This window comes from Pseudomonas sp. 313, assembly GCF_000316965.1.
Taxonomy (GTDB): domain Bacteria; phylum Pseudomonadota; class Gammaproteobacteria; order Pseudomonadales; family Pseudomonadaceae; genus Chryseomonas; species Chryseomonas benzopyrenica.
Genome location: NZ_ANBZ01000072.1, coordinates 84,110 through 108,860, shown reverse-complemented (window position 1 = coordinate 108,860; position 24,751 = coordinate 84,110). Strand labels below are relative to the sequence as shown.

Annotated in this window: 20 protein-coding genes and 1 pseudogene; 12 read left to right on the top strand and 9 right to left on the bottom strand. The window is 67.1% G+C overall.

Annotation, left to right across the window (positions count from 1 at the left end):
- Positions 1–36: 36 nt before the first annotated feature.
- From C722_RS0116410 to C722_RS0116395, 4 genes are read left to right on the top strand one after another with little or no spacing between them, the layout of a single operon-like run.
- Positions 37–1,539 carry an efflux transporter outer membrane subunit gene (locus tag C722_RS0116410; RefSeq protein WP_037064181.1) on the top strand — a complete coding sequence of 501 codons (1,503 nt, stop codon included), beginning with the start codon at positions 37–39 and terminating at the stop codon, positions 1,537–1,539.
- Positions 1,536–3,692: an FUSC family protein gene (locus tag C722_RS0116405; protein ID WP_017641548.1), complete on the top strand. Its 2,157-nt coding sequence runs from the start codon at positions 1,536–1,538 to the stop codon at positions 3,690–3,692. The genes C722_RS0116410 and C722_RS0116405 overlap by 4 nt, the downstream gene beginning before the upstream one ends.
- Complete coding sequence (locus C722_RS0116400; RefSeq protein WP_007160208.1) at positions 3,682–3,882, top strand: DUF1656 domain-containing protein; 201 nt, start codon at positions 3,682–3,684, stop codon at positions 3,880–3,882. The genes C722_RS0116405 and C722_RS0116400 overlap by 11 nt, the downstream gene beginning before the upstream one ends.
- 10 nt (positions 3,883–3,892) lie before the next feature.
- The gene (locus C722_RS0116395; RefSeq protein ID WP_017641547.1) at positions 3,893–4,792 is read left to right on the top strand and encodes an HlyD family secretion protein; all 900 of its coding nucleotides are present in this window, start codon (positions 3,893–3,895) and stop codon (positions 4,790–4,792) included.
- A gap of 318 nt (positions 4,793–5,110) precedes the next feature.
- Here the strand turns inward: C722_RS0116395 and C722_RS25885 are convergent, their stop codons facing one another.
- The 3 genes from C722_RS25885 to C722_RS0116380 are packed head-to-tail and all read right to left on the bottom strand — an operon-like array spanning position 5,111 to position 5,791.
- Positions 5,111–5,272: a DUF1328 domain-containing protein gene (locus tag C722_RS25885; RefSeq protein ID WP_007160206.1), complete on the bottom strand. Its 162-nt coding sequence runs from the start codon at positions 5,270–5,272 to the stop codon at positions 5,111–5,113.
- A 29-nt stretch (positions 5,273–5,301) separates the two neighbouring features.
- The gene (locus tag C722_RS0116385; protein WP_173149989.1) at positions 5,302–5,526 is read right to left on the bottom strand and encodes a hypothetical protein; all 225 of its coding nucleotides are present in this window, start codon (positions 5,524–5,526) and stop codon (positions 5,302–5,304) included.
- Positions 5,527–5,536: 10 nt separating this feature from the next.
- A complete protein-coding gene (locus tag C722_RS0116380; RefSeq protein WP_007160204.1) occupies positions 5,537–5,791 on the bottom strand; it encodes a hypothetical protein in 255 nt (84 codons plus the stop codon).
- A gap of 442 nt (positions 5,792–6,233) precedes the next feature.
- On the opposite strand from C722_RS0116380, the gene algB reads away from it, so the two are divergent.
- Both algB and C722_RS0116370 read left to right on the top strand, forming a co-directional pair.
- Entirely contained in the window at positions 6,234–7,583 is a 1,350-nt protein-coding gene (gene algB, locus C722_RS0116375; RefSeq protein ID WP_017641545.1) for a sigma-54-dependent response regulator transcription factor AlgB, read from the top strand.
- Positions 7,580–9,370 carry an ATP-binding protein gene (locus C722_RS0116370; protein WP_017641544.1) on the top strand — a complete coding sequence of 597 codons (1,791 nt, stop codon included), beginning with the start codon at positions 7,580–7,582 and terminating at the stop codon, positions 9,368–9,370. The genes algB and C722_RS0116370 overlap by 4 nt, the downstream gene beginning before the upstream one ends.
- A gap of 118 nt (positions 9,371–9,488) precedes the next feature.
- On the opposite strand, the gene C722_RS0116365 is transcribed toward C722_RS0116370, so the two are convergent.
- Genes C722_RS0116365 through C722_RS0116355 form a run of 3 tightly spaced genes read right to left on the bottom strand, consistent with a single transcriptional unit; the run spans position 9,489 to position 12,784 of the window.
- Positions 9,489–10,961 (bottom strand): FGGY family carbohydrate kinase, encoded by a 1,473-nt coding sequence (locus tag C722_RS0116365; RefSeq protein WP_017641543.1) that lies wholly within the window; start codon positions 10,959–10,961, stop codon positions 9,489–9,491.
- A 40-nt stretch (positions 10,962–11,001) separates the two neighbouring features.
- Entirely contained in the window at positions 11,002–11,958 is a 957-nt protein-coding gene (locus C722_RS0116360; protein WP_017641542.1) for a transketolase family protein, read from the bottom strand.
- Positions 11,948–12,784 carry a transketolase gene (locus tag C722_RS0116355; RefSeq protein WP_017641541.1) on the bottom strand — a complete coding sequence of 279 codons (837 nt, stop codon included), beginning with the start codon at positions 12,782–12,784 and terminating at the stop codon, positions 11,948–11,950. Before C722_RS0116355 ends, C722_RS0116360 begins: the two co-directional genes overlap by 11 nt.
- A 336-nt stretch (positions 12,785–13,120) precedes the next feature.
- On the opposite strand from C722_RS0116355, the gene C722_RS0116350 reads away from it, so the two are divergent.
- From C722_RS0116350 to C722_RS0116325, 6 genes are all read left to right on the top strand, one after another.
- Positions 13,121–14,116, top strand: coding sequence for an ABC transporter permease (locus C722_RS0116350; RefSeq protein WP_017641540.1), 996 nt, complete (start codon positions 13,121–13,123; stop codon positions 14,114–14,116).
- A gap of 56 nt (positions 14,117–14,172) precedes the next feature.
- Entirely contained in the window at positions 14,173–15,105 is a 933-nt protein-coding gene (locus tag C722_RS0116345; protein ID WP_017641539.1) for a sugar ABC transporter substrate-binding protein, read from the top strand.
- A gap of 103 nt (positions 15,106–15,208) precedes the next feature.
- Entirely contained in the window at positions 15,209–16,714 is a 1,506-nt protein-coding gene (locus C722_RS0116340; RefSeq protein ID WP_017641538.1) for a sugar ABC transporter ATP-binding protein, read from the top strand.
- A gap of 14 nt (positions 16,715–16,728) precedes the next feature.
- The gene (locus C722_RS0116335) at positions 16,729–17,493 is read left to right on the top strand and encodes an SDR family oxidoreductase (RefSeq protein WP_017641537.1); all 765 of its coding nucleotides are present in this window, start codon (positions 16,729–16,731) and stop codon (positions 17,491–17,493) included.
- Positions 17,494–17,559: 66 nt separating this feature from the next.
- The gene (locus C722_RS0116330; protein ID WP_017641536.1) at positions 17,560–18,360 is read left to right on the top strand and encodes an SDR family oxidoreductase; all 801 of its coding nucleotides are present in this window, start codon (positions 17,560–17,562) and stop codon (positions 18,358–18,360) included.
- A gap of 176 nt (positions 18,361–18,536) precedes the next feature.
- On the top strand, positions 18,537–19,487 hold the full coding sequence (locus C722_RS0116325) for a sugar-binding transcriptional regulator (protein WP_017641535.1): 951 nt from the start codon (positions 18,537–18,539) through the stop codon (positions 19,485–19,487).
- A gap of 48 nt (positions 19,488–19,535) precedes the next feature.
- On the opposite strand, the gene C722_RS27135 is transcribed toward C722_RS0116325, so the two are convergent.
- The 3 genes and pseudogenes from C722_RS27135 to C722_RS0116315 all read right to left on the bottom strand — a co-directional run bounded on the left by C722_RS27135 (position 19,536) and on the right by C722_RS0116315 (position 24,732).
- A complete protein-coding gene (locus C722_RS27135; RefSeq protein WP_371099800.1) occupies positions 19,536–20,399 on the bottom strand; it encodes a methyl-accepting chemotaxis protein in 864 nt (287 codons plus the stop codon).
- Positions 20,394–21,167 (bottom strand): annotated as a pseudogene (locus C722_RS27130) (MCP four helix bundle domain-containing protein); the annotation flags it as partial. The gene C722_RS27135 and the pseudogene C722_RS27130, both read right to left, overlap by 6 nt.
- A 94-nt stretch (positions 21,168–21,261) precedes the next feature.
- Positions 21,262–24,732, bottom strand: a complete 3,471-nt coding sequence (locus C722_RS0116315) for an acyl-[ACP]--phospholipid O-acyltransferase (RefSeq protein ID WP_017641533.1) — start codon at positions 24,730–24,732, stop codon at positions 21,262–21,264.
- Positions 24,733–24,751: the final 19 nt, after the last annotated feature.

Sequence of the window (24,751 nt, the reverse complement as noted above, 5' to 3'; positions counted from 1 at the left end):
ATCCGGAGTATGGCCCTGTTGCAAACGGACCCCCAAGTGTCGCCTTTCTCTAGCAGAGCCTGGCCTGCGCTCACGGTGGTCGCCCTGGCGACCCTGCTGGCCGGCTGCATCGGTACCGGTCACAACGCGCCCCAGGCGCAGCGCCTCGACGATCAGGCGCTGGCCACCGACGCTGCCATCCGTGCCGCCGCCGGGCAGGCCGCCTGGCCCGAGCGCCAGTGGTGGCGCGCCTATAGCGATCCCCAGCTGGACGCCTGGATCAGCGGCGCCCTGGCCGACAACCCGCGCCTGGCTACGGCCGCCGCCCGGGTGCGCCGCGCCGAATCCCTGGCCGGCCTGACCGAATCCCGCGAGACCCTGCAGGTAGAGGCCAAGGGCGCCTTCAAGCGCTACAGCTGGCCCACCGACGGCTTCTATGGCCCCGGCGAGCTGGCCGACCGCACTACCTGGAACAACAATGCCGAGCTGGGTCTGAGCTACGCCCTGGACTTCTGGGGTCGCGAGCGTGATGCCAGCGCCCAGGCCCTGGACCAGGCCCACCAGGCCGCCGCCGAGGTACGCGCCGCCGAGCTGGAGCTGACCGGCAACATCGTCCGCAGCTATATCGGCTTCGCCCTGCACCATGACCAGCGCGACATCCTCGCCGCCACCCTGGAACAGCAGCGGCAACTGGCCGACCTGGCCCAGCGCCAGCTGGACGGTGGCCTCGGCACCCAGTTCGAGGTCAGCCAGGCGCGTGCCCTGCTGCCCGAGACCGAGCGTCAGCTGGAAGCCCTGGACGAGACCCTGGCGCTGGATCGCAACCAGCTCGCCGCCCTGGCGGGCAAGGGCCCGGGTGCCGGCGCCCGCCTGCAGCGACCGCGACTGACCCTGGGCGCCGCACCGCGCCTGCCCAGTGCCCTGCCACTGGAACTGGTCGGCAAGCGTCCCGACGTGGTGGCGCGCCGCTGGCAGATCGCCGCGGCGGCCAAGGGCGTGGACGTGGCCCGCGCCAGCTTCTATCCCAATATCGATTTGGTGGCCAACGTCGGCCAGTTCCTCACCCTGGGCCGTCTCAGCGAGATGCTGACCCACGCCAAGACCGGCTCCTTCATCGGCCCCGCCTTTTCGTTGCCGATCTATGACGGTGGCGCCCTGCGCGGACGCCTCGGCGCGGAATCGGCAGCCTACGACCTGGCCGTCAGCGCCTACAACCAGACCCTGGTGGACGCCCTCAAGGACATCTCCGATGCCCTGATCAAAGCCGACTCGGCGGCCAGGCAGGCCACCCTCGCCGACCAGGCCAGCCAGGAAGCCCAGCGCACCTACGACATCGCCCGCGAGGCTTTCCGTCGCGGCCTGACCGACTACCTGCACGTGCTCGACGCCCAGACCCGGCTGTTCGCCCAGCAGCGCATCACCGCCCAGGTGCACGCCCTGCGCCTGGCCGCCCAGGCCGGCGCCCTGGTCGCCCTCGGCGGCGGCGCGGACCTTGAACGCGGCCCAGGCGACCACGACCTGGTGCCGGCCCGCGTCGCCGTCGAGCGGGCCGCGCGGTGAGTACCCACGTTGCCACCCACTCGCCACTGCGCCAGGCCCTGGGCGCCTGGGCGCGCAGCGATGGCAGCCTCTGGCTGTACCAGGCCAAGGTGCTGCTCGCCGCCAGCCTGACACTCTGGCTGGCCATGCGCCTGCAACTGCCGCATCCGAGTTCGGCGGTGATCACCGTCTTCATCGTCATGCAGCCGCAGAGCGGCCAGGTCCTGGCCAAGAGCTTCTACCGGGTCATGGGCACCCTGCTGGGGCTGGCGGTGATGCTGGTGCTGATCGCCCTGTTCGCCCAGGAACGGGTGCCCTTCCTGATCTTCCTGGCCCTGTGGATCGGCCTCTGCGTGGCCGGTTCGGCGCGCTATCGCGACTTTCGCAGCTATGCCTGCATGCTGGCCGGCTATACCGCCGCCCTGATCGGCATTCCCGCCGCCGTGAACGCCGACACCGCCTTCATTTCGGCGGTCATGCGGGTGCTGGCCATTACCCTGGGGGTGCTCTGCAGCGGCGCGGTGAGCGCGGCGGTCTTTCCGCAGACCAGCGCCACGGCCATGCGCGCGACCCTCTATCGGCGCATGGGCGGCTTCGCCGGGCTGGCCGCCGATGTCCTGCGTGGCCGCCTCGACCGCGCCACCCTGGAAGCCGCTGGCGTGCGCCTGGCGGCCGAGGCCGTGGGGCTGGAAAGCCTGCGCAGCGCCTCGGCCTTCGAAGACCCGCACATGCGCATGCGCAGCGGGCGCCTGGCCCGTTTGAATGCCGAATTCATGGGTCTGACCACCCGCCTGCATGCCCTCAGCCGGCTGTTGATGCGCCTGCGCGAGCGCGACGCCCAAGTGCCCCTGGCGGCCCTCGAACGCCTCTGGGCGCCGCTGCTGGAGGTGTTCGAGGAATGGCGTGGCCAGGCGCTCACCGACCGTGCTGCCCTGGCGGCGGCGGCGCGTCTGGAACAGCTGCACCAGGGTCTGCGCCCGCGCATTCGCGCCTTGCGTGCCGAGTTGCCGCCCCTGAGCGAAGCCGACCGGCGCGACTTCGAGACCGCCGTGGAGCTGCTCTTTCGCTTCACCGGCGAATGGCACGGCTATCTGCAGACCCACGCCTCCCTGGCGGCGCCGCGACACAGCCGCGAGCAGTGGAAGCCGCGCTTCGTGGCCAAGGCCAATGCCCTGGGCGCCGCGGTCACCGGCATCCGCAGCGCCTTTCTGGTGCTGGTGCTGGGCGCGTTCTGGATCGCCAGCGCCTATCCCAGTGGCGGCATGCTGGCGCTCAACGCCGCGGCGGTCTCGGCGCTGGCCTCGGCCTCGCCCGATCCCAAGCGCACCGCCCTGCAGATGGCCGTTGGCGCCAGTGGCGGCGTGGTGCTGGGCTTCTTCCTGACCTTCTTCGTCTTTCCCTGGATCACCGGCCTGCCGCTGCTGCTGCTGACCCTGGCACCGGTGTTCATGCTGGGCACCTGGATTTCCCTGCGGCCGGGCTGGATGGGCTATGGCCTGGGTTGCCTGGTGTTCTTCTGCTTCACCTCGATCCCCGACAATCCGCCGGTCTACGACGCCTACGCCTTCATCAACAACGGCATCGCCGTGGTCTTGTCGATGGTGATCACCGCGGCGGTCTCGGCAGTGCTGCTGCCACCCAACAGCCCCTGGCTGTGGCGCCGCCTGGAGCGTGACCTGCGCCAGCAGCTGGTGCGGGCGGTCAGCGCCCCCCTGCCACACCTGGCGCCGGCCTTCGAGGGCCAGACCCGCGATCTGCTCACCCAGGCCTATGGCGTCAGCGCCGGGCGGGGCGAGGCGCAGCGGCGCCTGATCGGCTGGGCCTTCTGCGTACTGGAAATCGGTCACGCGGTGATCGAGCTGCGCCAGTTGCAGCTACGCCTGCCTGGGGCGCCCCGCTATGCCGAGCACAGCGCCTGGCGCCAGGCCATCCGCGTCCTCGGTCGCGCCTTGGTGCGCCTCTTCCTCAAGCCCGGAGCGGAAAACCTGCGTCGGGCCCTGGCTGCCGTGGACGCTGCCCTGGCCACCGTGGCAGCCGTGGCCGAACCGCCGGAACTGCCCTATGACGAGTCGCCCCTGCGCCAGGTGCAGAGCGATCTGCACTTCATCCGCAGCGCCCTGCTCGATCCCCAGGGGCCGTTGGCCCGCTATCACGAGATCTCCCATGCCCCGTGAAATCGCCTTCCATGGCCTCTACCTGCCCACCGTGACGGTGCTGTTCCTGGTCGCCGCCCTGCTCGCCTGGGCGCTTGACCGGGTGCTGGCCGCGGTCGGCCTCTATCACGTCGTCTGGCATCCGGCGCTGCTGCGCCTGGCCCTGTTCATCTGCCTCTACTGCGCCCTGGCGCTGTGCGTTTATCGCTAGGACTCCTGCCATGATCCTCAAGAAACTCTTCGGCGTGCTCTTTACCCTGCTGGTGGTCTGCCTGGCGCTGATCCTCGGGCGGCTGCTCTGGGTGCACTACATGAACGACCCCTGGACCCGCGACGGCCGGGTGCGCGCCGAGGTCATCACCATCGCGCCCGACGTGGCGGGCCTGGTAACCGAGATCGCCGTGCGCGACAACCAGTGGGTCAATAAGGGCGACCTGCTGCTGCAGATCGATCCGGAGCACTACGAGATCGCCGTACACCAGGCCGAGGCCTCGGTCGCCGCCCGCAAGGCCACCCTCGCCATGCGCCAGCAGAATGCCCGGCGCCGTGCCGACATCGACAGCTTGGTGGTTTCCCGCGAGAACCGCGAAGACGCCAGCGCCGCCGCCCTGGCTGCCGAGGCCGATCTGCGCCAGGCGCAGGCCCAGCTGGAAGCGGCACGCCTCAACCTCAAGCGCACCCGGGTCCTGGCGCCGGTCGATGGCTATGTGACCAACCTGTCGGTGTTCAAGGGCGACTACGCCGCTGCCGGCGCGCCCAAGCTGGCCGTCATCGATGCCCACTCGTTCTGGGTCTATGGCTACTTCGAAGAGACCAAGCTGCCCCACGTACGGGTGGGCGCCGCTGCCGAGATGCGGCTGATGAGCGGCCAGACGCTGCAGGGCCATGTGGAAAGCATCGCCCGCGGTATCTACGACCGCGACAATCCCCAGAGCCGTGAACTCACCGCCGACGTGAACCCCACCTTCAACTGGGTACGCCTGGCCCAGCGGGTACCGGTGCGCATCGCTCTGGATCCGCTACCGGAGGGGCTGCTGCTCGCAGCCGGCACCACCTGTACCGTCGTCCTGGAAGACGCTCGCGGTGAGCGCACCTGGTGGGATGCCTTCTGGCAGGGCTGAGTACGTTCCGCCCGGTCGTTTTTTCCTTGCTCTGAAACGACAACACCCCTGACGTCGGCGGGTTTCGTTGACGACGAAACCGGTCGAATTCAGGGGTGTGGTCGTAACCAGCCCAGTCCGCTACGAGTGCGAAAGTACTCCCTGTACTCTTGGAACCCTCCCTAACTGCAGAGCGTCCCGACCATGTGGCCCTTGCGTCTCGGGTGAGGAGACGACTTCGAGGTTGCTCATTGAATCGGCTTAAAGCTGCAATCCGATGACAGAGCCTCAGCCGCCGGTCGTCACGACCGGCAGCCTGTCTTGCTCATGGGGCTGGCGTCAGGGACGACGGCGACCCATGAAGAACGACACCACGAACAACACCAGGAACAGCACGAACAGGATCTTGGCGATACTGGTGGCGGTACCGGCGATGCCACCGAAACCCAGGACGCCTGCGATGATCGCGATGATCAGGAAAGTGATAGCCCAGCTCAGCATGGTGTTTCTCCTATGTATTACAAGTGCACTCAGCGGACGACAGCACCTGTCCAGCGAGCATTGGTTTTATTAGCGAAATCCTGGGTATCCAGACTCGCCATCCATGGTTCCACAGCGGTCAGATCGAGATCCAGACCATTGAGGTTGTGCGTCTGATTGAGCGCACGACCCATCATCAAAGCACTGAGCAACATACCGATGCTCATGACCATCACTGCAGCGAACAACCCAATCACCAGCAGCATCCACATCATGGTCATGACCTCAGAATACCCAGCGGGTCTGCTTCACCAGACGGTCACCGTTGGACTGTGCCGGGATGGCTTTGAGTTCCCCACGACCTTGACTTGCCAGCGGCTTGGCTGCAGGCACCATGGCCTGGGCAGCGATGCGGGTAGAGGCGATGAGTGCCTGTTCGCGGCTGACGTCCTGGCCCTGGGGGGCAGCGACGGCGGCGCTGGCGAAGCAAGCGAAGAGCGCAGTACCTACCAAGTGCTTGCGAAGGGTCTGGCTGATCATCGGGTCTCTCCTGCAGTCCGTTGGCCCTAAGGCCGGCTTGCCAAGGGGATTGCAGACTGCGTGCCAGCTTTTCGAAAAGATTTTTTATCTTAAAAATCAATAGCTTATGTTTTTAGCCGGGTGTAGTCACACATGCACCTTGCAAGGTGCAACGTCTGGAGCATTGCGTTTTGCATGATGGCCAGAGGGGTATTGGAGGGCGCCCGGTTGTTCGTTTACCAAGCGCAGCGGCGAAAGTGGCCATGAGCTTCCTGTCACCCGGCCAAAAAAGCGGATTTTCCCCTGTTCAGCCCACCGGGTTGCGTTCTGCACGACATCACTGGTGGCTACGATGAATCGCCTAGTGGCCCAGCGGATTGCAACTTGCACGATGTATCATGGACTAATTGCCAGCCCTGCCCTTTAGTGCGTTTCGGCCCCTTGGGCCCGGAGTTTTCCCGTCATGGAACAAACCAGCGGTCGCATCCTCCTCGTGGACGACGAAGCCGCCATCCTGCGGACCTTTCGTTTCTGTCTGGAAGACGCCGGCTACAGCGTGGCCACGGCCAACAGCGCGGCTCAGGCCGAAGCCCTGCTCTTGCGGCAGGTCTACGATCTCTGCTTTCTCGATCTGCGCCTGGGTGCGGACAACGGTCTGGACGTGCTGCAGCAGATGCGTATCCAGGCGCCCTGGATGCGGGTAGTGATCGTCACCGCCCATTCGGCCATCGATACCGCGGTGGACGCCATGCAGGCCGGCGCTGCCGACTACCTGGTGAAACCCTGCAGCCCCGATCAGTTGCGCATGGCCGCGGCCAAGCAGCTGGAATTCCGCCAGCTCTCGGCGCGCCTGGAAGCCCTCGAAGGCGAGGTGCGCAAGTCCAGCGCCGGTCTGGACTCGCGCAGCCCGACAATGATGAGCATCTTGGAAACCGCCCGGCAGGTCGCCACCACCGACGCCAACGTGCTGATCCTCGGTGAATCCGGCTCCGGCAAGGGCGAACTGGCCAGGGCCATCCACGCCTGGAGTCGGCGCGCCAAGAAGACCTTCGTCACCATCAACTGCCCGTCGCTGTCCGCGGACCTGATGGAAAGCGAGATGTTCGGCCATACCCGTGGCGCCTTCACCGGGGCCAGCGAGAGCACCCTCGGCCGGGTCAGCCAGGCCGATGGCGGCACCCTCTTTCTCGATGAGATCGGTGACTTCCCCCTGGCCCTGCAGCCCAAGCTGCTGCGTTTCATCCAGGACAAGGAATACGAGCGCGTCGGCGATCCGGTGACGCGCCGTGCCGACGTGCGCATCCTCGCCGCCACCAACCGCAACCTGGAACAGATGGTGGCGGAAAACGAATTCCGCGAAGACCTGCTCTATCGCCTCAACGTCATCGTGCTCACCCTGCCGCCGCTGCGCGAACGCAAGGAAGACATCGTCGATCTCGCCGAGCGTTTCCTTGCCCGCTTCGTCAAGGACTACAACCGTCCTGCCCATGGCTTCAGCGAGGCGGCCCTGGAGGCTCTGCGCAACTATGGCTGGCCGGGCAACGTCCGCGAGCTGCGCAACGTCATCGAACGGGCCAGCATCATCTGTGGCCAGGACCTGGTGGACGTCAATCACCTGGGCCTGGGTGACAGCCCGGCCACCAGCAGCGCCGCCAGCGCGCCGCGGGTCGGCGAGGCGCTGAGTCTGGAGGCCCTGGAGCGCGCCCACATCGCCGCGGTGATGGCCACCAGCGAGACCCTCGACCAGGCCGCCAAGACCCTGGGCATCGACGCCTCCACGCTCTATCGAAAACGTAAGCAGTACGGGCTATGAAACTGCCGATCAAGCTGCACACCCGCCTCTTTCTTAGCATCTCCGCGCTGATCGCCGTAGCCCTCATCGGGCTGCTGGTGGGCCTGGTCAGCGTGCTGCATCTGGCCCGCGAGCAGAGCGTCCAGACCCGCAGCAACCTGGATTTCATCAACCTGACGTTGAACATGCGCCAGGAGCTGAGCAACAGCCTGTTCCAGATGCTCGATGGCGCTCCGGATCAGCAATCCCTGGTCGCCGCCCAGCAACGCTTCGAGCAGAATCTGCAACTGGTCCAGGGCGAGATGCACAAGCCCGAACAGCTGGCCGTGCTGGAAGACGTCAAGCAACGCTATGAGCGCTTCGCCGATTACCTGCGGTCGCCGCCGGGCGGTTACAACCAGTTGCGCGCCGACCCGGGTTTCCAGCAGACCCTCGACGCCTTGCGCAATCGCATCTACGACCTGCAGAAAAGCTATGTGGTGACCCTGGAGCGCATGCAGGACGAGGCCCATGACCGGGCGGTGATCATCGCCATGCTGCTGGCGCTGATCGGCGTGGCCATCCTGGTCACCGGGGTGGTAACCGCCAACGGCATCGCGCGGCGCTTCACCGGTCCCATCGACGGCCTGGCCAAGGCCGCCGAGCGCATCAGCCAGGGCAATTTCGACGTCCAGCTGCCCACCTCCCAGATCGCCGAATTCACCCTGCTCAGTCGTCGCTTCGGCAACATGGCCCAGGCCCTGCACCGTCTCAGCCAGACCAATGTCGAGGCCCTGGTGGCGGGGCAACGGCGCTTGCAGGCGGTGCTCGACAGCATCGACTACGGCCTGGTGATCCTCGATCCCCAGGGCAACATCGAGCACGCCAACCCGGTGGCCTGCCGCCAGTTGGGCTGGAACGAGAACCACCTGGGCGAATCCCTGATCGCCGCCCTGGAACGCCCGGAAATCGAAGCGAGCGTGCAACGGGTGCTGGCCGGTGGCGCCCTGGATGCAGCGCCCGAGGACCTGGAGATCCGCGTCGACGACGAGGTCCGACTGCTGGCCTGGAGTCTGACCCCGGTCAACCACGCCGACGGCCGCAGCGTCGGGGCGCTCATGGTGCTGCGCGATGTCACCGAGCAGCGCGCCTTCGATCGGGTGCGCAACGAATTCGTCCTGCGCGCCTCCCACGAACTGCGCACTCCAGTCACCGGCATGCACATGGCCTTCGGTCTGCTACGGGAACGCCTCAAGGTGGCGCCGGATTCCCGCGAGGCCTTTCTGCTGCAGACGGTGGACGAGGAAACCCATCGCCTGGTGCAGCTGATCAACGACCTGCTGGACTATTCCCGCCACCAGAGTGGCCTGCAGCGCCCGGAAAAGCTGCCGAGTGAAATCGGCGAATTGCTGGAGGCAGCCCGTGGTCGTCATGCTGACGAGGCCCGCGAGCGCGATGTCGAGCTGGCCGTCGAATTGCTGCACACGCCGCTGCCGCGAGTCAGCCTGGATCCCAAGCAACTTGGCCGGGTGTTCGACAACCTGCTGAGCAATGCCCTGCGCCATACTCCGGCCGGCGGTCGTATCGTCATCCAGGCCTTGCGCCAGAACGATCAGCTGCTGATGGCGGTGCAGGACAATGGCGAAGGCATCGCCTATGCCCAGCAGGGCCGAGTGTTCGAGCCTTTCGTGCAGATCGGTAGCCAGAAGGGCGGCGCCGGCCTGGGCCTGGCCCTGTGCAAGGAAATCATCCGCCAGCACGGCGGTCGCATCGGCGTGGTCTCCCGCCCCGGTCAGGGCACCCAGATTTTCATGACCCTGCCGACCTGAGCCAGGCGGTACGGGCCGCCGTAGGTTGGGTTGAGCGCAGCGAAGCCCAACGGTGCCCAGATCGAATCCGCGTTGTTGGGCTTCGACGATGGAGCCGTCTCAACCCAACCTACGGACGCTACAAAAGCGTCCGCTCCAGTGCCTGACGCCAGCCGGCATAGAGTTCGGGTACGGCATTGGCGCGGGGTTCGTAACGGCGACGGGGTCGTTCGAGATCGGCCAGGGCCGCGGCGTCCTGCCACCAGCCGAGGGCATGGCCGGCCAGATGGGCGGCGCCCAGCGCCGAGACCTCCGGCGACAGGCTGCAGATCACCGGCCGCTGCAGGAGATCGGCCTGGAATTGCAGCAGCCATTCGTTGCGCGTGGCGCCGCCATCCACCCAGAGTTCGTCCAGGGGCGTCGGACTGTCCTGCTGCATGGCGTCGAAGACGTCGCGGATCTGGTAGGCGATGGCTTCCAGCGCCGCGCGCATCAGGTGCGCCCGCCCGCATTTCTCGGCCAGACCGCAGAACAGCCCACGGGCTTCGGCCCGCCAGTGCGGCGCGCCCAGGCCACCCAGTGCCGGGACGAAATAGACGCCACCGTTGTCCGGCAGTGCCGCGGCTTCCGCGGCCAGGATCTCCAGCTCTCCGGCCCCGCCCAGCAGGCGCGCGGTCCAGCCCACGGCGGCGCCGGTGTGGACGATGTTGCCTTCCAGGGCAAAGGTCGGGGTATCCCCTAGGCGCCAGGCCAGGGTGGTAGCCAGGCCATGGGCGGACACCACCGGCTCAGCGATGGGTGTCATCAGCGAAGAACCCGTGCCCAGGGTGGCCTTGACCTTGCCCGGGACGAAACCGCCCTGGCCGAACAGCGCCGCATGGGAATCGCCGATCATTGCCAGGATCGGCAGACCGGCCGGTAACGGACCCTGGGCACGGGTCTCACCAAAGTAGCCGGCACTGGGTCGGATCTCCGGCAACGCCGCCCGGGGAATGCCGAAGAGGCTCAGCAGCTGCGGGTCCCAGTCGCCGCCGCGCAGGTCGAGCAACTGGGTACGGGCCGCGTTGGCCGCGTCGATGAGAAAGCTCGTGCCACCGCTGAGTTGCCAGAGCAGCCAGCTGTCCACGGTGCCCAGGCAGATGTCGCCGGCGGCGGCGCGGGCCGTGCCGTCGGGGATCTGCTCGAGCAGCCAGCGCCATTTGCCGGCGGAAAACATCGGATCCAGCGCCAGGCCGCTGCGCTGCAGGATCGTCTCGCCGTGACCGGCGGCGTGCAGGGCCTCGCACTGCGGCTGGGATCTCTTGCACTGCCAGCTCACCAGCGGACCGAGCAACTGCCCGTTGTCGCGCTCCCAGGCCAGGGCGGATTCGCGCTGGTTGCTGATGGCGATGGCCGCCAGGGGCGCGCCCGTCTGCGCCAGGCAATCGCCGATGGCGCCCTGCAGGGCCTGCCAGATGGCCAGGGGATCCTGCTCGGCATAGCCCGCCTGGGGATGCTGGACGGTGAGCGGTCGGGAACCCCGGGCCACGACTCGCCCGGCGCGATCCACCAGGATCGCCTTGGCATTGGTGGTGCCCTCGTCGAGGGCGAGGATCAGCGGTTCGGCGGCCATGGCAGCTCCTGTTGTTGTTCTTGTCCTAGGCGCCGGCGTATCAGCGCAGGCGCTGCACCGCAGCGACGATACCGGCAGCGTCGATGCCGTGCTTGGCGCGGGTCGGCCCGCGCGCGCCGGCGGCAGCATACTCGCCATCGGCGATGCCCAGACGGATCAGCGGCACGCCCAGCGCGGCCTCGGCCATGACCTCGGCCACCAGGCTGCCCACCCCGCCGTTGGCATTGTGTTCTTCCACCGTGACCACCCCGCCGCGGGCGGCGCAGAGGGCTTCCAGCAGGGCTTCACGCTGTAGCGGACGGATCGACGACAGGTTGATCACCTGGGCGCTGATGCCCTGCTCGGCCAGCAACCGGGCGGCGTCCACCGCCTCATGGACCACCGAGCCCAGGGCCACCAGGCTGACGTCGTGTCCCTGGCGCAGCACGTCAACCTGACCGGGGACGAAACGATAGTCGGGCCCGTGCAGATCGGGCAGCGCCTTGCCGTCCAGGCGGATATAGACCGGACCGTCATGGGCCAGGGCGTGCTCGACGATCTGCCGGCATTCGGCGCCGTCGGCCGGGGCATAGATTTCCACGTTGCCGAAGCCGCGCATCACGGCGATGTCGTCGAGGCTGTGGTGGGTACTGGCCAGGGGGCCGTAGCTGGCCCCGGCGTTGAGGCCGAACATCTTGACGTTGGACCTGTTGTAGCAGACGTCCACCTTGACCTGCTCGTTGGCGCGGGAGATCAGGAAGGGCGCGGCGTTGCAGGTCACCGCCACCTTGCCGGCCAGGCCCAGGCCAGCCGCCACCCCGACCAGGGTCTGCTCGGCGATGCCGACGTTGACCAGGCGCTCCGGGAAGCGTTTGACGAAAGGACCGATCTTGGCCGTGGAGATGGAATCGCTGACCACCGGCACCAGGTCGACGCCAGCGTCCACCGCGGCGATGAAGGCCTCGACCATGACGCTGGCGAGATGGGCTTCGCCCGGGGTCTGGGTATCAGTGGCCATGGTCGAGCTCCTCCAGTGCAGCGGCGATCTCGTCGCCCTTGGGCACCCGGTGGTGCCATTCGGGTTTGCCCTCGATGAAGGAAACCCCCTTGCCTTTGACGGTATTGGCGATCAGCACCTGGGGCTGGCCGCGGTGATCGCGCAGCGCTTCCAGGGTCTCCACCAGCTGGGCCACGTCGTTGCCATCGCACTCGACCACATGGAAGCCGAAGGCGCGCCACTTCTCGGCCAGCGGCTCCAGCGGCAGGATCTCGGCGGTGGGGCCGGCCAGTTGCAGGCGGTTGTGGTCAACGATCACCGTGAGGTTGTCCAGCCGATACTTGGCGGCGGTCAGCGCCGACTCCCAGTTGGAGCCCTCGCCCAGTTCGCCATCGCCGGTCAGCACATAGACGCGGCGCGGACTGCCATCGCGTTGGGCGGCCAGGGCGATGCCGGTGGCGACCGGCAGGCCATGGCCGAGGGCGCCGGTGTTGAGCTCGATGCCGGGGGTCTTCTGCCGTACCGGATGACCCGGCAGGTGGGAATCGAAGTGCTGGTAGGTGTCGAGCCATTCCGGCGGGAAGTAGCCGGCTTCGGCCAGGCAGCAGTAGAGGCCGCCAACGCCATGACCCTTGCTCTGAATGTAGATATCGCGCTGGGGATCGGCGAGGCGTTCCGGGGCGACGTCGAGCAGGCGGAAATAGAGGGTAGCGAGGATGTCGGTCTCCGACAGATCCGCCCCGGTATGGCCGCCGGCAGGCGAGCCGGCGTTGAGCTGGATGACGCGCCGGCGGATCAGCCGGGCCTTTTCGCGAATCTGCGCGACGTCGTACTGGAACGGATTCATCAGGCGACCCCCTCGGGTATCCGAAGCTGCAGTGGAGCAGACGCCTGCCGAGGTTTCAGTGGGCGTCTTATGAATATTTATTCGTCACTGAAAATATATTTATCATTTAGACCCCAATCCGCAGGGTCGTCAATAGCCAGGAAAGGCCATTGGCGATCTGGCGAGCGGATAGAATGCGTGGCGGGATGCGGGATTGCCGAAGCCATCGCGTTCGGCATACAGCGATGAAAAGGCGCTTGACTTCCACCCGGAACAGGCAGAGTCTGAATTAAAAATCAGGCACGCATAAATATTCAAGCGAGCCCTACACAAGAACAATAACCTCAGGAGAAGCTCGTGGACGCCAAAGCCCCGATCGCCTCGCCACCCGCCAAGCCCCTCGCCCGCCTGGCGCTACGCCTGCCCCGCAACGTCGGCGGTCCGCTGATCGGTCTGGCGCTGCTGATCGCCGTGTTCTCCTTTGCCTCGGAGTATTTCTTCTCCGTGCGCAACGCCCTCAACATCCTTGACCAGGTGACGGTGCTCGGCATCCTGGCCATCGGCATGACCCTGGTCATCGTCATCGGTGGCATCGACCTGTCGGTGGGCTCGGTGCTGGCCTTTTCCATGATGCTGCTGGGCTGGCTCTATCAGGACATCGGCTGGCCGCTGGGCCTGGCGATTCCCGCAGCCATCCTCGGCGGTCTGGTGTGCGGCCTGGTATCGGGAATGCTCATCGCCAAGGCACGGTTGCCCGCCTTCATCGCCACCCTGACCATGATGTCGGTGGCCCGGGGTCTGGCCAACATCCTTACCGACGGCCGCCAGATCGTCGGCTTTCCGGACTGGTTCACCAGCTTAGCCACAGTACGGCACTTCGGCTTCCTGTCGGTCACCGTCGGCCTCTTCCTGCTGATGCTGCTGGTGGCCTGGGTGTTCCTGCGCTTTCGCGCCGGTGGCCGCAACCTCTATGCCATGGGCGGCAGCGCCGAGGTGGCACGGTTGTCAGGCATCAAGGTGCGCACCCTCACCATCTGGATCTATGCCCTGAGCGGCGCCCTGGCGGGCCTGGCCGCGGTGGCCATGGCCGCGCGGCTGGATTCGTCCCAGCCCAGCGCCGGCCTGTCCATGGAGCTGGATGCCATCGCCGCGGTGGTGATCGGCGGTGCCAGCCTCAGCGGCGGCGTTGGCAGCGTCGGCGGCACCCTGGTGGGCGTGCTGATCATCGGCGTGCTACGCAATGGCCTGAACCTGCTGGGGGTCTCGCCCTTCGTGCAGCAGGTGATCATCGGCATCGTCATCGCCCTGGCCGTCACCCTGGACACCCTGCGCCGCCGTAACGGGCAGCGCTAGGTCTGCTCTGCTTCGTCTCGTCACCGCAGTACAACAATAACAACGGAGTGCCATCCATGCTGACCCCCAAGAAGCTGTTGCTCAGTACCCTGTTCGCCGCCATGACCTGCACCGCTGCCTTCAATGCCCAGGCCAAGGAACTCACCGTGGGGCTGGCCGTGGCCAACCTTCAGGCCGACTTCTTCAATCAGATCAAGCAGGCCGTCGAGGCCGAGGGCAAGGCCAAGGGCATCAAGGTCATCACCGTGGACGCCCAGGGCAACTCGGCGACCCAGGTCAACCAGATCCAGGATCTGATCACCCGCCAGGTCGACGCCCTGATCTATATCCCGGCCGGCGCCACCGCCGCCGGTGTCCCGGTCAAGGCGGCCAAGGCCGCCGGCATCCCGGTGGTGGCGGTGGACCGCAACGCCCCCGACGCCCCCGGTGACACCTTCATCGCCAGCGACAGCGTCGCCGCCGCCCGCACCCTGGCCGAATACGTCGGCAAGGTCACCGAAGGCAAGGGCCGCGTCGCTATCCTCCAGGGCCAGATCGGCACCACGCCGGAAAACGATCGCGCCAAGGGCTTTGCCGAAGGCCTGGCCAAATTTCCCGAGCTGAAGGTGGTGGCCCAGCAGCCTGCCGAATGGGCCCAGGACAAGGGCTTCGCCGTGGCCCAGGACATGCTCCAGCGTGACCCCAACATCAACGTCTTCTTTGGTCGCGCCGACGCCATGGCCCTTGGCGCTGCCCAGGCGGTCAAGGTAGCCAACCTCGATCATCCGGTGACCATCGTCGGCTTCGACGGCGACGTGGCCGGTCTCAAGGCGGTGGCCGCCGGCACCCTGTCCGCCACCATGACCCAGCAGACTCGCAAGATGGGTCGCCTGGCCCTGGAATCGGCGGTGGCACTCAAGGAAGGCAAGCAGCTGCCCAAGGAGCAGTTGCAGGAGGCGATCCTGACCACCAAGGATAACGTCGCCCCCTTCATCGAGAACCATCCGTAACAGTAGGACTGGCCAGTGGCGGGCAGCGCCCGCCGCATCCAGCCCATGCCTTATGTGCCTTGCAATGGAGGCACCGGTTCAGTCCCCCCCCTTCGGAGGCCCCATGTCCGCCGTCATGCCCCTGGAACAGCCCGCCGCCCTCAGCCTGAGAAACATCGGCAAGAAATACGCCGGCATCGAGGTGCTGGGCGGGGTGGACGTCGATATCCAGCCCGGTGAAGTCCTGGCCCTGCTCGGCGAGAACGGGGCCGGCAAGTCCACCCTGTCGTCCATCATCGCCGGCCTGGTGCCGCCCGAGACCGGTGGGCGCATGACCTGGCTGGGGCGCGACTACGCTCCGGATTCTCCCGGCGCCGCCCTGGCCGCCGGCATCGGCCTGATTCACCAGGAAATCCGCCTGCTGCCGGAGCTGACCATCGCCGAGAACATGTTCGTCGGTCGCCTGCCCATGCGCGGCGGTCGCATCGATCGTACCTTCATGGAGTCCGAGGCCCAGCGCCAACTGGATCGCCTCGGCTTGAAGGTACCCGCCACGCGCACCGTGGCCGGCCTCAGTGTGGCCGCCCAGCAGCTGGTGGAGATCGCCAAGGCGCTGACCCTCAAGGCGCGCCTCTTGATCCTCGACGAACCCACCGCGGCCCTGGGCGGCGAAGAGACCGAATTGCTGTTCGCCCAGGTCGAGCGGCTCAAGGCCGAGGGCGTGTCCTTCATCTATATCAGCCATCGCCTGGAAGAGATCGCGCGGATCGCCGACCGGGTCCTGGTGTTGCGCGACGGCCGCCAGATCGCCCTGCACGCCACCGCCCAGGTGCCGGTGCGGCAACTGGTGGAAGAGATGGTCGGGCGCAGCGTGGAGCGCATCTTTCCGGCCATGGCCGCGCCCGCGGCCCGCGAGGTGCTTCGGGTGAAGGGTCTGAGCTGCCGCGAAATGCCGCTCAAGGACATCGACTTCAGTGTGCGCGCCGGCGAGGTGTTCGGCGTGGCCGGGGTGGTCGGCGCCGGCCGTACCGAGCTGGTCCGCGCCATAGCCGGCGCGGCCGAGCAGGTCACCGGCACCCTGGTGCTGGAAGGTCAGGCCTGCCGCTTCGCCAGCCCGTGCGAAGCCATCCAGGCTGGCATCGTGCTGGTGCCCGAGGATCGCAAGCAGCAGGGCGTGGTGGTCGACCATGCCATCGAGGAAAACCTCATCTATGGCAACACCGACCTGCTCGCCGCCGGTGGCTGGGTGTCCCCCGGTGGCCTGCGCGCCTTCGCTCGCAAGGCGGTGGCCCGGCTCGGCGTCAAGGGCCATCCGGAGCAGGCCATCGCCGCCCTCTCCGGTGGCAACCAGCAGAAGGTGATCATCGCCAAGTGGCTGGCGCGCAACCCCAAGGTCTTCATCCTCGACGAGCCCACCCGCGGCATCGACGTCGGCGCCCGCGCCGCCATCTACCAGGTGATCGCTGAACTGGCGGCCACCGGCATGGCGGTGATCGTGGTCAGCTCGGATCTCGACGAGGTGCTCGGCCTGTCGCACCGGGTCATGGTGATGAGCCGTGGCCAGCAGATGGGCATTCTCGAACGCGAACAGGCCACTCCGGTGGCCGTGATGGAACTGGCTACCGCCTGACTAGGAGTTTTCTCATGCGTCTCTTCGATCTCGGCGGCCAGACCGCCTTCGTCACCGGTGCCGGCAGCGGCATCGGCCAGGCCATCGCCGTCGGCCTCGCCGAGGCTGGCGCCAATGTGGCCTGCTTCGACCTGCCCGGCAGTCGCGACCTCGCCGGCACCGTCGAGCGCATCCAGGCCCACGGCCGCCGCGCCCTGGCCCTGGAAGGCTCGGTGACCAGCGCCGCTGACCTGGAAGCCGCCGTGGCCCGCACCGAGGCCGAACTCGGCCCCTTGAGCCTCGCCGTCAACAGCGCCGGCATCGCCAACGCCCAAGCCGCCGAGGAACTGGAGCTGGAGCGCTGGCAGCGCATGCTCGACATCAACCTCACTGGCGTGATGCTGAGCTGCCAGGCCCAGGCGCGGGTCATGCTGCCGCGCGGCAAGGGGGCCATCGTCAACATCGCCTCCATGTCCGGCAGCATCGTCAACCGCGGCCTGCTGCAGGCCCACTACAACACCTCCAAGGCCGGCGTCATCCACCTGACCAAGAGCCTGGCGATGGAATGGGCCGAGCGCGGCATCCGGGTCAACTGCATCAGCCCCGGCTACACCGCCACCCCCATGAACACCCGTCCCGAGGTGGCCGACCAGGTCAAGATCTTCGAGCAGACCACCCCGCTGGGCCGCATGGCCGAAGTGGAGGAAATGGTCGGTCCGGCGATCTTCCTCTGCAGCCCGGCCGCATCCTTTTGCACCGGGGTGGATCTGATCGTCGATGGTGGTTTCGTCTGCTGGTAACACGTCGCTGGCGATTCGGCACAGCCAGCCTGCGCCGGGCTGCCGCCAGACTTCAGGAGGTTTCACGTGGAACGTCGCTTCGCAGATCAAACCGTAGTCATCACCGGCGGTTGCCGGGGCATCGGCGAGGGTATCGCCGAGCGCTTCGGTCGTGAGGGTGCCAATCTAGTACTGGTGTCCAATGCCGAGCGGGTGCATGAGACCGCTGCACGGCTGGTGGCCGATACCGGGGCCGAGGTCCTGCCGCTGGTGGTGGACATCACCGACGAGGCGGCGGTGGCCGACCTCTATGCCCAGGCCGAAGCCCGCTTCGGCCGCATCGACGTCTCGGTGCAGAACGCCGGAATCATCACCATCGACGCCTTCGACCGCATGCCGCGCGAGGACTTCGATCGTATCCTGCAGGTCAACACCACCGGCGTCTGGCTGTGCTGCCGCGAGGCGGCCAGGCGCATGGTCGCCGCAGGACGTAGTGGACGCCTGATCAACACCAGCTCCGGCCAGGGACGCCAGGGCTTCATCTACACGCCCCACTATGCGGCGAGCAAGATGGGCGTCATCGGCATCACCCAGAGCCTGGCCCACGAACTGGCGCGCCACGGCATCACGGTCAACGCCTTCTGCCCGGGCATCATCGAAAGCGAGATGTGGGACTATAACGACCGGGTCTGGGGCAAGATCCTCTCCACCCCGGAAAAGCGCTATGGCCAGGGCGAGCTGATGACCGAATGGGTCGGCAACATCCCCATGAAGCGCGCCGGCACCCCGGCCGACGTGGCCGGCCTGGTGGCCTTCCTGGCCTCGGCGGACGCGGCCTACATCACCGGCCAGGCGATCAATGTGGACGGTGGCCTCATCATGTCCTGAGATCGCCCCCTGGGCGCCCAGGCCGCAAAAGCCTTGGCGTCCAGCGAGAGGCTGAGGGAAAATAGCGGGAAAATGCGCCTTTCTAACAGGTACGTGCCTGCTTTTCGGCGGTTCGTCATGGCCAGGCCGGCCTGGCGACCCTGGGCGCGACCTAGCCGCTGGTACCGGGAATCTGGATGAGTAACCTCGAAGAACAACGCCTGCTGACCAAGATCGCCTCCCTCTACTACGAAGAGGGACTCAAGCAGTCGCAGATCTCCGAACAGCTCGACCTGTCGCAATCCTTCGTCAGCCGCGCCCTGAGCCGAGCGCTCAAGGAAGGCATCGTGCGCATCTCGGTGCAGCGGCCACGCAATTTCCACCTGGAACTGGAGCGTCAGCTGCAGCAGCGCTACGGCATTCGCCAGGCCATCGTGGTGGAGCCCACCGGTGACGACGAAGAGGCCATCAAGCAGGCCATCGGCTCGGCCGCCGCCCACTACCTGGAAACCAGCGTCACCGAAAAGGACCACATCGGCATCTCTTCCTGGAGCTCCACCATCCGCGCCATGGTCGGCCACATGCATCGGGGCAGCAGTCGCCAGGGCGCGACCGAGGTGGTGCAACTGCTCGGCGGGGTCGGCAACAAAGGGGCTTTCGAAGCCACCCTGCTGACCCAACAACTGGCCAATCTGCTCGGTTGCCCGGCCTATCTGTTGCCGTCCCAGAGCATCGAGCAGTCACCCGAGAGTCGCCAGCGCATCCTGCAACTGGACGAGGTACGCGAGGTGACCGAACGCTTCGCCCGGCTCACCATGGCCCTGGTCGGCATCGGCGAGCTGGAGCCTTCGCAGCTCCTACGCAACAGCGGCAACTACCATGGCGAGGCCATGCTGGAAGTGCTGGCCGCCCGCGGCGCGGTGGGCGACATCTGCCTCAGGTACTTCGACGCCCAGGGCCGGCCGGTGCTGGACGACAGTGAAGAGACCGTGGTGTCGGTGGGCCTGCCGCAACTGCTGGAGATCGACCGCGTGGTGGGTCTGGCCGGCGGCCTGCGCAAGGTCAACGCCATCCGCGGCGCCCTCCAGGGTGGCTATCTGGATGTCCTGGTGGTGGATCTGCGCACGGCCCTGGCGCTGGTGCCTTGAGCGCACCGCGCCGCTGAGGCGGGGCACGCCTGCGCTGTCTTGTGCTGCCTACAAGCGGAACTGCCGCACCGCACCATTCAGGTCACCGGCCAGGCGCGCCAGGTCGGTGCTGGCGGCGGCGGTCTGCTCGGCCCCGGCGGCGTTCTGGGTCGACAGGTCGCGGATGCTGGTGAGGTTGCGATCCACCTCGCGGGCCACCTGGGCCTGCTCTTCGGTGGCAGCGGAGATGCTCAGGTTGCGCTCGGTGATCTGCACGATGTGGCGACCGATCTCGGCCAGGGCCTCGCCGGCGGCCGCGGCCACCGTCAGGCAGGCACCGGCCTGCTGATTGCTGGTGGCCATGGCGTCCACCGCCTTGCCCGCGCCACCCTGGATGGCGCCGATCATGTCTTCGATCTCACCGGTGGATTGCTGGGTGCGGGCCGCCAGGGCGCGTACCTCGTCGGCCACCACGGCGAAACCGCGCCCCGCCTCGCCGGCCCGCGCGGCTTCGATGGCGGCGTTGAGCGCCAGCAGATTGGTCTGTTCGGCGATGCCGCGGATGACGTCGAGCACCCCGCTGATGCGCTGCACCTGGGCGGCCAGGCCGTCGATCTCGCCGCTGCTGGAGGCCACGGCGGTGTGCAGGGCGTGAATGGTGGTCAGGGTCTCCTCCACCCGGCGCTGGCCGAGATCGGCCGAGGTGCGCGAATCCTGGGCGGCGGCGCTGGCGGCAGCGGCGTTGCGCGCCACCTCTTCCACCGCGGCGGTCATCTGGTTGACGGCGGTGGCGGCCTGGGCCAGTTCGTCGTTCTGCCGCTGGATGCCGCGCAGGCCGGTCTCGGTGACCGTCGACAGCTCATCGGACGTGGACGCCAGGGTGGTGGACGACAGGGTCAGACGCTCCAGGGTGCCGCGCAGGTTGTCCTGCATCCGCGCCATGGCTGCCAGCAGTCGGCCGGGTTCGTCACGCCCGTCCTGCTCGACCGACCGACTGAGGTCATTGGCGGCGATGCGTTCGGCCACCGCCAGGGCCTTTTCCAGCGGCCCGGTGAGACTGCGGGTGAAGCGCCAGGCCAGCAGCAGGGTACCGGCCAGAGCCGCCACCATCACCGCCACGGTGATGGCGATGGCGTTGTGGTAGCTGGCTATGGAAGCAGCGGCCAGACGCGTGACCTTGCCATCGACCAGCCCGGCGAGTTCGTTGACGGTGGCGCTCAGGGCGTTACCGCTGCGGGCCATCTCGCCGTCCTGACCGGCGAGCTTGAGCAACTCGGCGTCGTTCTGGTCGTCCAGCGCCTTGAGATAGCGATTCTGGTTGTTCAGGTAGGTGGCCAGCTGGCCGGTCATCCGGGTGTAGACCTCCCGCCCGGTGTCGGTGAGCAACAGGGCGTCGAACTGGCGCACGTGCTGCTCCAGGGTGGCCTTGGCCACGTCGATGGCCTTGTTCACGGCCTGGGTCTCGGCGTTGGAGGTCGCCAGCATCAGGCCCTGGTTGTGCATGCGCAGACTCAGCAGGTCGGCGCGGATCTCGCCGATGACCTGGACGCTGGGAATCACGTTGCCGACGATCTGCTCCTCGCCCTCCTTGATGACGCGATTCTGGCCCAGGGAAAACAGCCCGAGGCCGATCACCAGCAGGGCGAAGAAACCAAAGGCGACCAGGGCGCGCGGGGCGATGTTGAGGGAGCGTAGCTTCACCGGCAAGACCTCGAAAAAAAGATTAGCCTCCTCATGATCGGCCAAACGGCGCCAGGCTTTAGGGTTCACCGGCGCCGGATGGACGATTTATCGCCTAGGCCTCCCCCGCCTCGCTCAACCGCGTCTGCGCCAGACGTTTCGCGCCGGCCACGTCGGCCTTGCCGGTCCCCAGTTTCGGCAGGCTGTCCACCGCCAGCCAGGCCGAGGGCAGCAGCAGTCCGCTCACCCCCTGGGCCAGCAGCGTCTTTTCCACCGCCGCGCCGTCCAGGGTGCCGGTATGCAGCACCACGATGCGCTCGCCCTTCCTGGCATCCGGCAGATTGACCGCCTGCAGCTCGATCTCCGGATCGGCCACCGCCCGCGCCAGGGCCTGCTCCACGGCGCCCAGGCTGACCATCTCACCGCCGATCTTGGCGAAGCGCGAATAGCGGTCGACGATGGTGAGAAAGCCGTCCTCGTCCAGCCGACCCTGGTCGCCGGTCACGTACCAGCGCTCGCCGTCGATCTCGCGGATCGCCTTGGCGGTGCGCTCGGGATCGTTCAGATAACCCTGCATCAGCTGCGGTCCGCCGATCAGCACCATGCCCGCCTCGCCGGTGGGCAATTCGGCGAAGGTCTGAGGATCGACGATCTTGAAGCCGGTCCCTGGCAGCGGCATGCCCACGGTGCCGAGCTTGCCGCCACGCTGCACCTGCAGGTAGCTGACGTCCAGGGCGTCGGGCAGGTTGACCGACGCCACCGGCGCGGTCTCGGTGGCGCCGTAGCCTTCGTAGATGTCTTGGTTGAACTTGAGCTTGAAGGCCTCGCGCACCGCCGGATCCAGGCGCTCGGCACCGGCCACCACGATGCGCAGACTCTCCAGCATCAGCGGATGCACCTTGGTGTTGCGCACGAACAGCCGCAGGAAGGTCGAGGTGCCGCAGAGCACCGTGGCGCGATGGGTGGCCACCGCCTTGGCGATGCCGGTCACGTCGGTGGGATCGGCCTGGCAGACCACCGGCACCCCCTCGATCAGCGGCAGGAACTGGGTCACGGTGAGACCGAAGGCGTGGAACAGCGGCAGCGAGGCCATGAAGACGTCGTCGTCCTGGGTGTTGAGCACGTCCGAGGTCTGCTTGAGATTGGCCATGAGGTTGCTGTGGCTGAGCATCACCCCCTTGGGCGTACCCTCGCTGCCACTGGAGAAGAGAATGGCGGCGGTGGCCGCGGGATCGTGGGCGCGGCTCACCAGCACCTGCAGCATGGCGGTGGGCAACAGCCGGACCGCCAGCCAGTTGGCCAGTAGTTCGGCCTTGCCGATGCCGGCGCGCAGCTCTTCCAGGTCCACCACCTCGCGTCCGGCGAGCAACTCCTCCACCGGCAGACCGCGCCTCTGCAGGCGTTCGAGAAAGCGCCGGGAGGTGTAGACGGTGCGGATGCCGGCCTGGTCCAGGCCAGACGCCAGGGCCTCGGGGGTGGCCGTGTAGTTGAGATTGACCAGGGTCTTGCCGGCCAGCAGCACCGCCATGTTGGCCAGCATGCCGCCACTGCTGGTGGGCAGCAGCAGGCCGAGATTGGCCTCGGGCTGCTTGCGCATCCGCCGCGCCAGGCAGGCAGCGCCGGTGAGCGCCTGGGCGGCCTTGAGCGGCGCGCCCAGGTCGTCCACCAGGGCCAGGCCGTTGGGTCGCCGCTTGACACTGGCCACCCAGGCGTCGGCCAGCGACGGCAGGCCCTGCATATAGCGCTCCCAGGAGCGAATCGACAACTCGAAGATCCGCCGCTTGAGCACATCGGCCGGAGTGTCCTTGGGCAGCGCCTTGCCAAAGGCCACCACCACCTCGCGGTGCAGCGGACTGTCGCGCAGCTCCTTGAGCTTGCTCGAAGAACGCGAGAACTGGCTGCCCCAGAGGCCGCGCAGATAGAAGGGCACGATCTGCACCTCCGGGCCGACCCGCTCGCAGGCCTTTTCATAGCCGCGGCGGAATTCGCCGAGCTGGCCGGTACGGCTGATGGCGCCTTCGGGGAACAGGCAGACCACCTCCCCCGCACTCAGCAGGCCAGCCACCTGCTCCAGCGCCGCGCCGGCGCCGCTGCCCTGGGCGATGGGCAGGCACCCCATCGCCTTGAGGAAGGGCTTCAGGTACCAGCGCTCATAGATCGACCTGAGCATCACGAAGCGTACCGGGCGCGGACTGGCGATCTGCACCATGGCCCAGTCCACCCAGCTGATGTGATTGCCCAGCAGCAGCACCCCGCCCTGGGCCGGCAGGTTCTGCAGCCCCTGGACCTGAATGCGGTAGTGACGGGTGACCATCAGGCCGAGCAGGAAACGCACCAGACTCTGGGGCAGTTTCCACACCGTATAGGCTCCGCCGATCAGGGCCACGGCGGCGATCAGCAGCAGTAGCCAGCGACTGTCCAGGCCGAGCAGGGCGATCACCGCGGTGAGCACCAGAAAGCTCAGCATGGCGACGTTCTGCACCCAGTTGTTGGCCGCCAGCACCGTGCCGAGCTGGTCCTCACGGGCATGGAACTGAATCAGGGCATTGAGCGGCACGATGAACAGGCCACCCATTAGCCCGATGAAAATGAAATTGAGCGCATGCACCAGGGCCGAACTGGGCGCCGGCAGCCACCACAGGCCAAGGGCGATGCCCAGGGCGCCCACCGGGATCAGCCCGGTCTCGATGCGCCCGCGCGAGGCCCGGCTGGCCAGGGACGAGCCGATGGCGATGCCGATCCCGGCGCAGGCCAGGATGCCCTGCAACAGCAGCACGTTGTCGATGCCCAGGTGATCCTTGGCATAGGCCGGAAAGCTCGCCAGCAGCACCTGGCCCACCGACCAGAACACCGCCAGGCCGATGATCGACAGGCGGATCACCGGATTCTCACCGATCACCGCCAGGTTGCGCCGGGCGGTCTGCAGCCGCAGATAGGCATGCCAGTCGAACGGCTCGCGCGGCTTGGGCTCTTCCAGCAGCGGCAGGCGATAGAGCAGCGCCACCTCGGCCAGGCTGCAGAGCACCAGCAGCCAGCCCAGCGGCGCGATGTCCTGCAGGATGGCGTGGGGCGTGGCGTGGTCTTCGCCCAGGTGCAGCTGGAAGAAGGCGGTGAAGACCACGGTGCCAGCCAGGATGGCGATGATGGAGTTGGCCTGCACCAGGCCGTTGCCCTCGGCCAGCCGCTGCTTGCCGAACAGCGCCTTGATGTAGCCGTACTTGGCCGGCGAATAGAAGGTCGCCTGGATGGCCAGCAACAGCGTCATGGCGAAGGCCAGTTCGAACAGCCCGGCATAGTAGGCCAGGGTGATGCCCAGGGTGATGGCCACCGCCGCCCAGCCGCCGAGCCGCAGCACCCGCACCTTGGCGAAGCGATCGGCCACATGGCCGGAGGGACTGAACAGCAGGATGAAGGGCAGCAGCATCATGCCGTTGACCAGGGCGGTCAGCACCACCTGGGTGGAACCGTCATAGACCTTGAACACGGTGTTCTGGATGACGATCTTGTGGCCAAGATCGACGAAGGCGTTGAGAAAGACGGCGATCAGGTAGGGCCAGGCCCCCTTGATCCGGTGCAGCTTGTCCATGCGGAGTCTCTTTCGAGCA

Excerpts from the sequence above, each read along its gene's own strand:
- C722_RS0116400 (WP_007160208.1), top strand. The coding sequence starts at position 3,682 with ATGCCCCGTGAAATCGCCTTCCATGGCCTCTACCTGCCCACCGTGACG.
- C722_RS0116395 (WP_017641547.1), top strand. The coding sequence starts at position 3,893 with ATGATCCTCAAGAAACTCTTCGGCGTGCTCTTTACCCTGCTGGTGGTC.
- C722_RS25885 (WP_007160206.1), bottom strand. The coding sequence starts at position 5,272 with ATGCTGAGCTGGGCTATCACTTTCCTGATCATCGCGATCATCGCAGGC.
- C722_RS0116385 (WP_173149989.1), bottom strand. The coding sequence starts at position 5,526 with ATGATGTGGATGCTGCTGGTGATTGGGTTGTTCGCTGCAGTGATGGTC.
- C722_RS0116380 (WP_007160204.1), bottom strand. The coding sequence starts at position 5,791 with ATGATCAGCCAGACCCTTCGCAAGCACTTGGTAGGTACTGCGCTCTTC.
- algB (WP_017641545.1), top strand. The coding sequence starts at position 6,234 with ATGGAACAAACCAGCGGTCGCATCCTCCTCGTGGACGACGAAGCCGCC.
- C722_RS0116370 (WP_017641544.1), top strand. The coding sequence starts at position 7,580 with ATGAAACTGCCGATCAAGCTGCACACCCGCCTCTTTCTTAGCATCTCC.
- C722_RS0116365 (WP_017641543.1), bottom strand. The coding sequence starts at position 10,961 with ATGGCCGCCGAACCGCTGATCCTCGCCCTCGACGAGGGCACCACCAAT.
- C722_RS0116360 (WP_017641542.1), bottom strand. The coding sequence starts at position 11,958 with ATGGCCACTGATACCCAGACCCCGGGCGAAGCCCATCTCGCCAGCGTC.
- C722_RS0116355 (WP_017641541.1), bottom strand. The coding sequence starts at position 12,784 with ATGAATCCGTTCCAGTACGACGTCGCGCAGATTCGCGAAAAGGCCCGG.
- C722_RS0116345 (WP_017641539.1), top strand. The coding sequence starts at position 14,173 with ATGCTGACCCCCAAGAAGCTGTTGCTCAGTACCCTGTTCGCCGCCATG.
- C722_RS0116340 (WP_017641538.1), top strand. The coding sequence starts at position 15,209 with ATGTCCGCCGTCATGCCCCTGGAACAGCCCGCCGCCCTCAGCCTGAGA.
- C722_RS0116335 (WP_017641537.1), top strand. The coding sequence starts at position 16,729 with ATGCGTCTCTTCGATCTCGGCGGCCAGACCGCCTTCGTCACCGGTGCC.
- C722_RS0116325 (WP_017641535.1), top strand. The coding sequence starts at position 18,537 with ATGAGTAACCTCGAAGAACAACGCCTGCTGACCAAGATCGCCTCCCTC.
- C722_RS27135 (WP_371099800.1), bottom strand. The coding sequence starts at position 20,399 with ATGCAGGACAACCTGCGCGGCACCCTGGAGCGTCTGACCCTGTCGTCC.
- C722_RS0116315 (WP_017641533.1), bottom strand. The coding sequence starts at position 24,732 with ATGGACAAGCTGCACCGGATCAAGGGGGCCTGGCCCTACCTGATCGCC.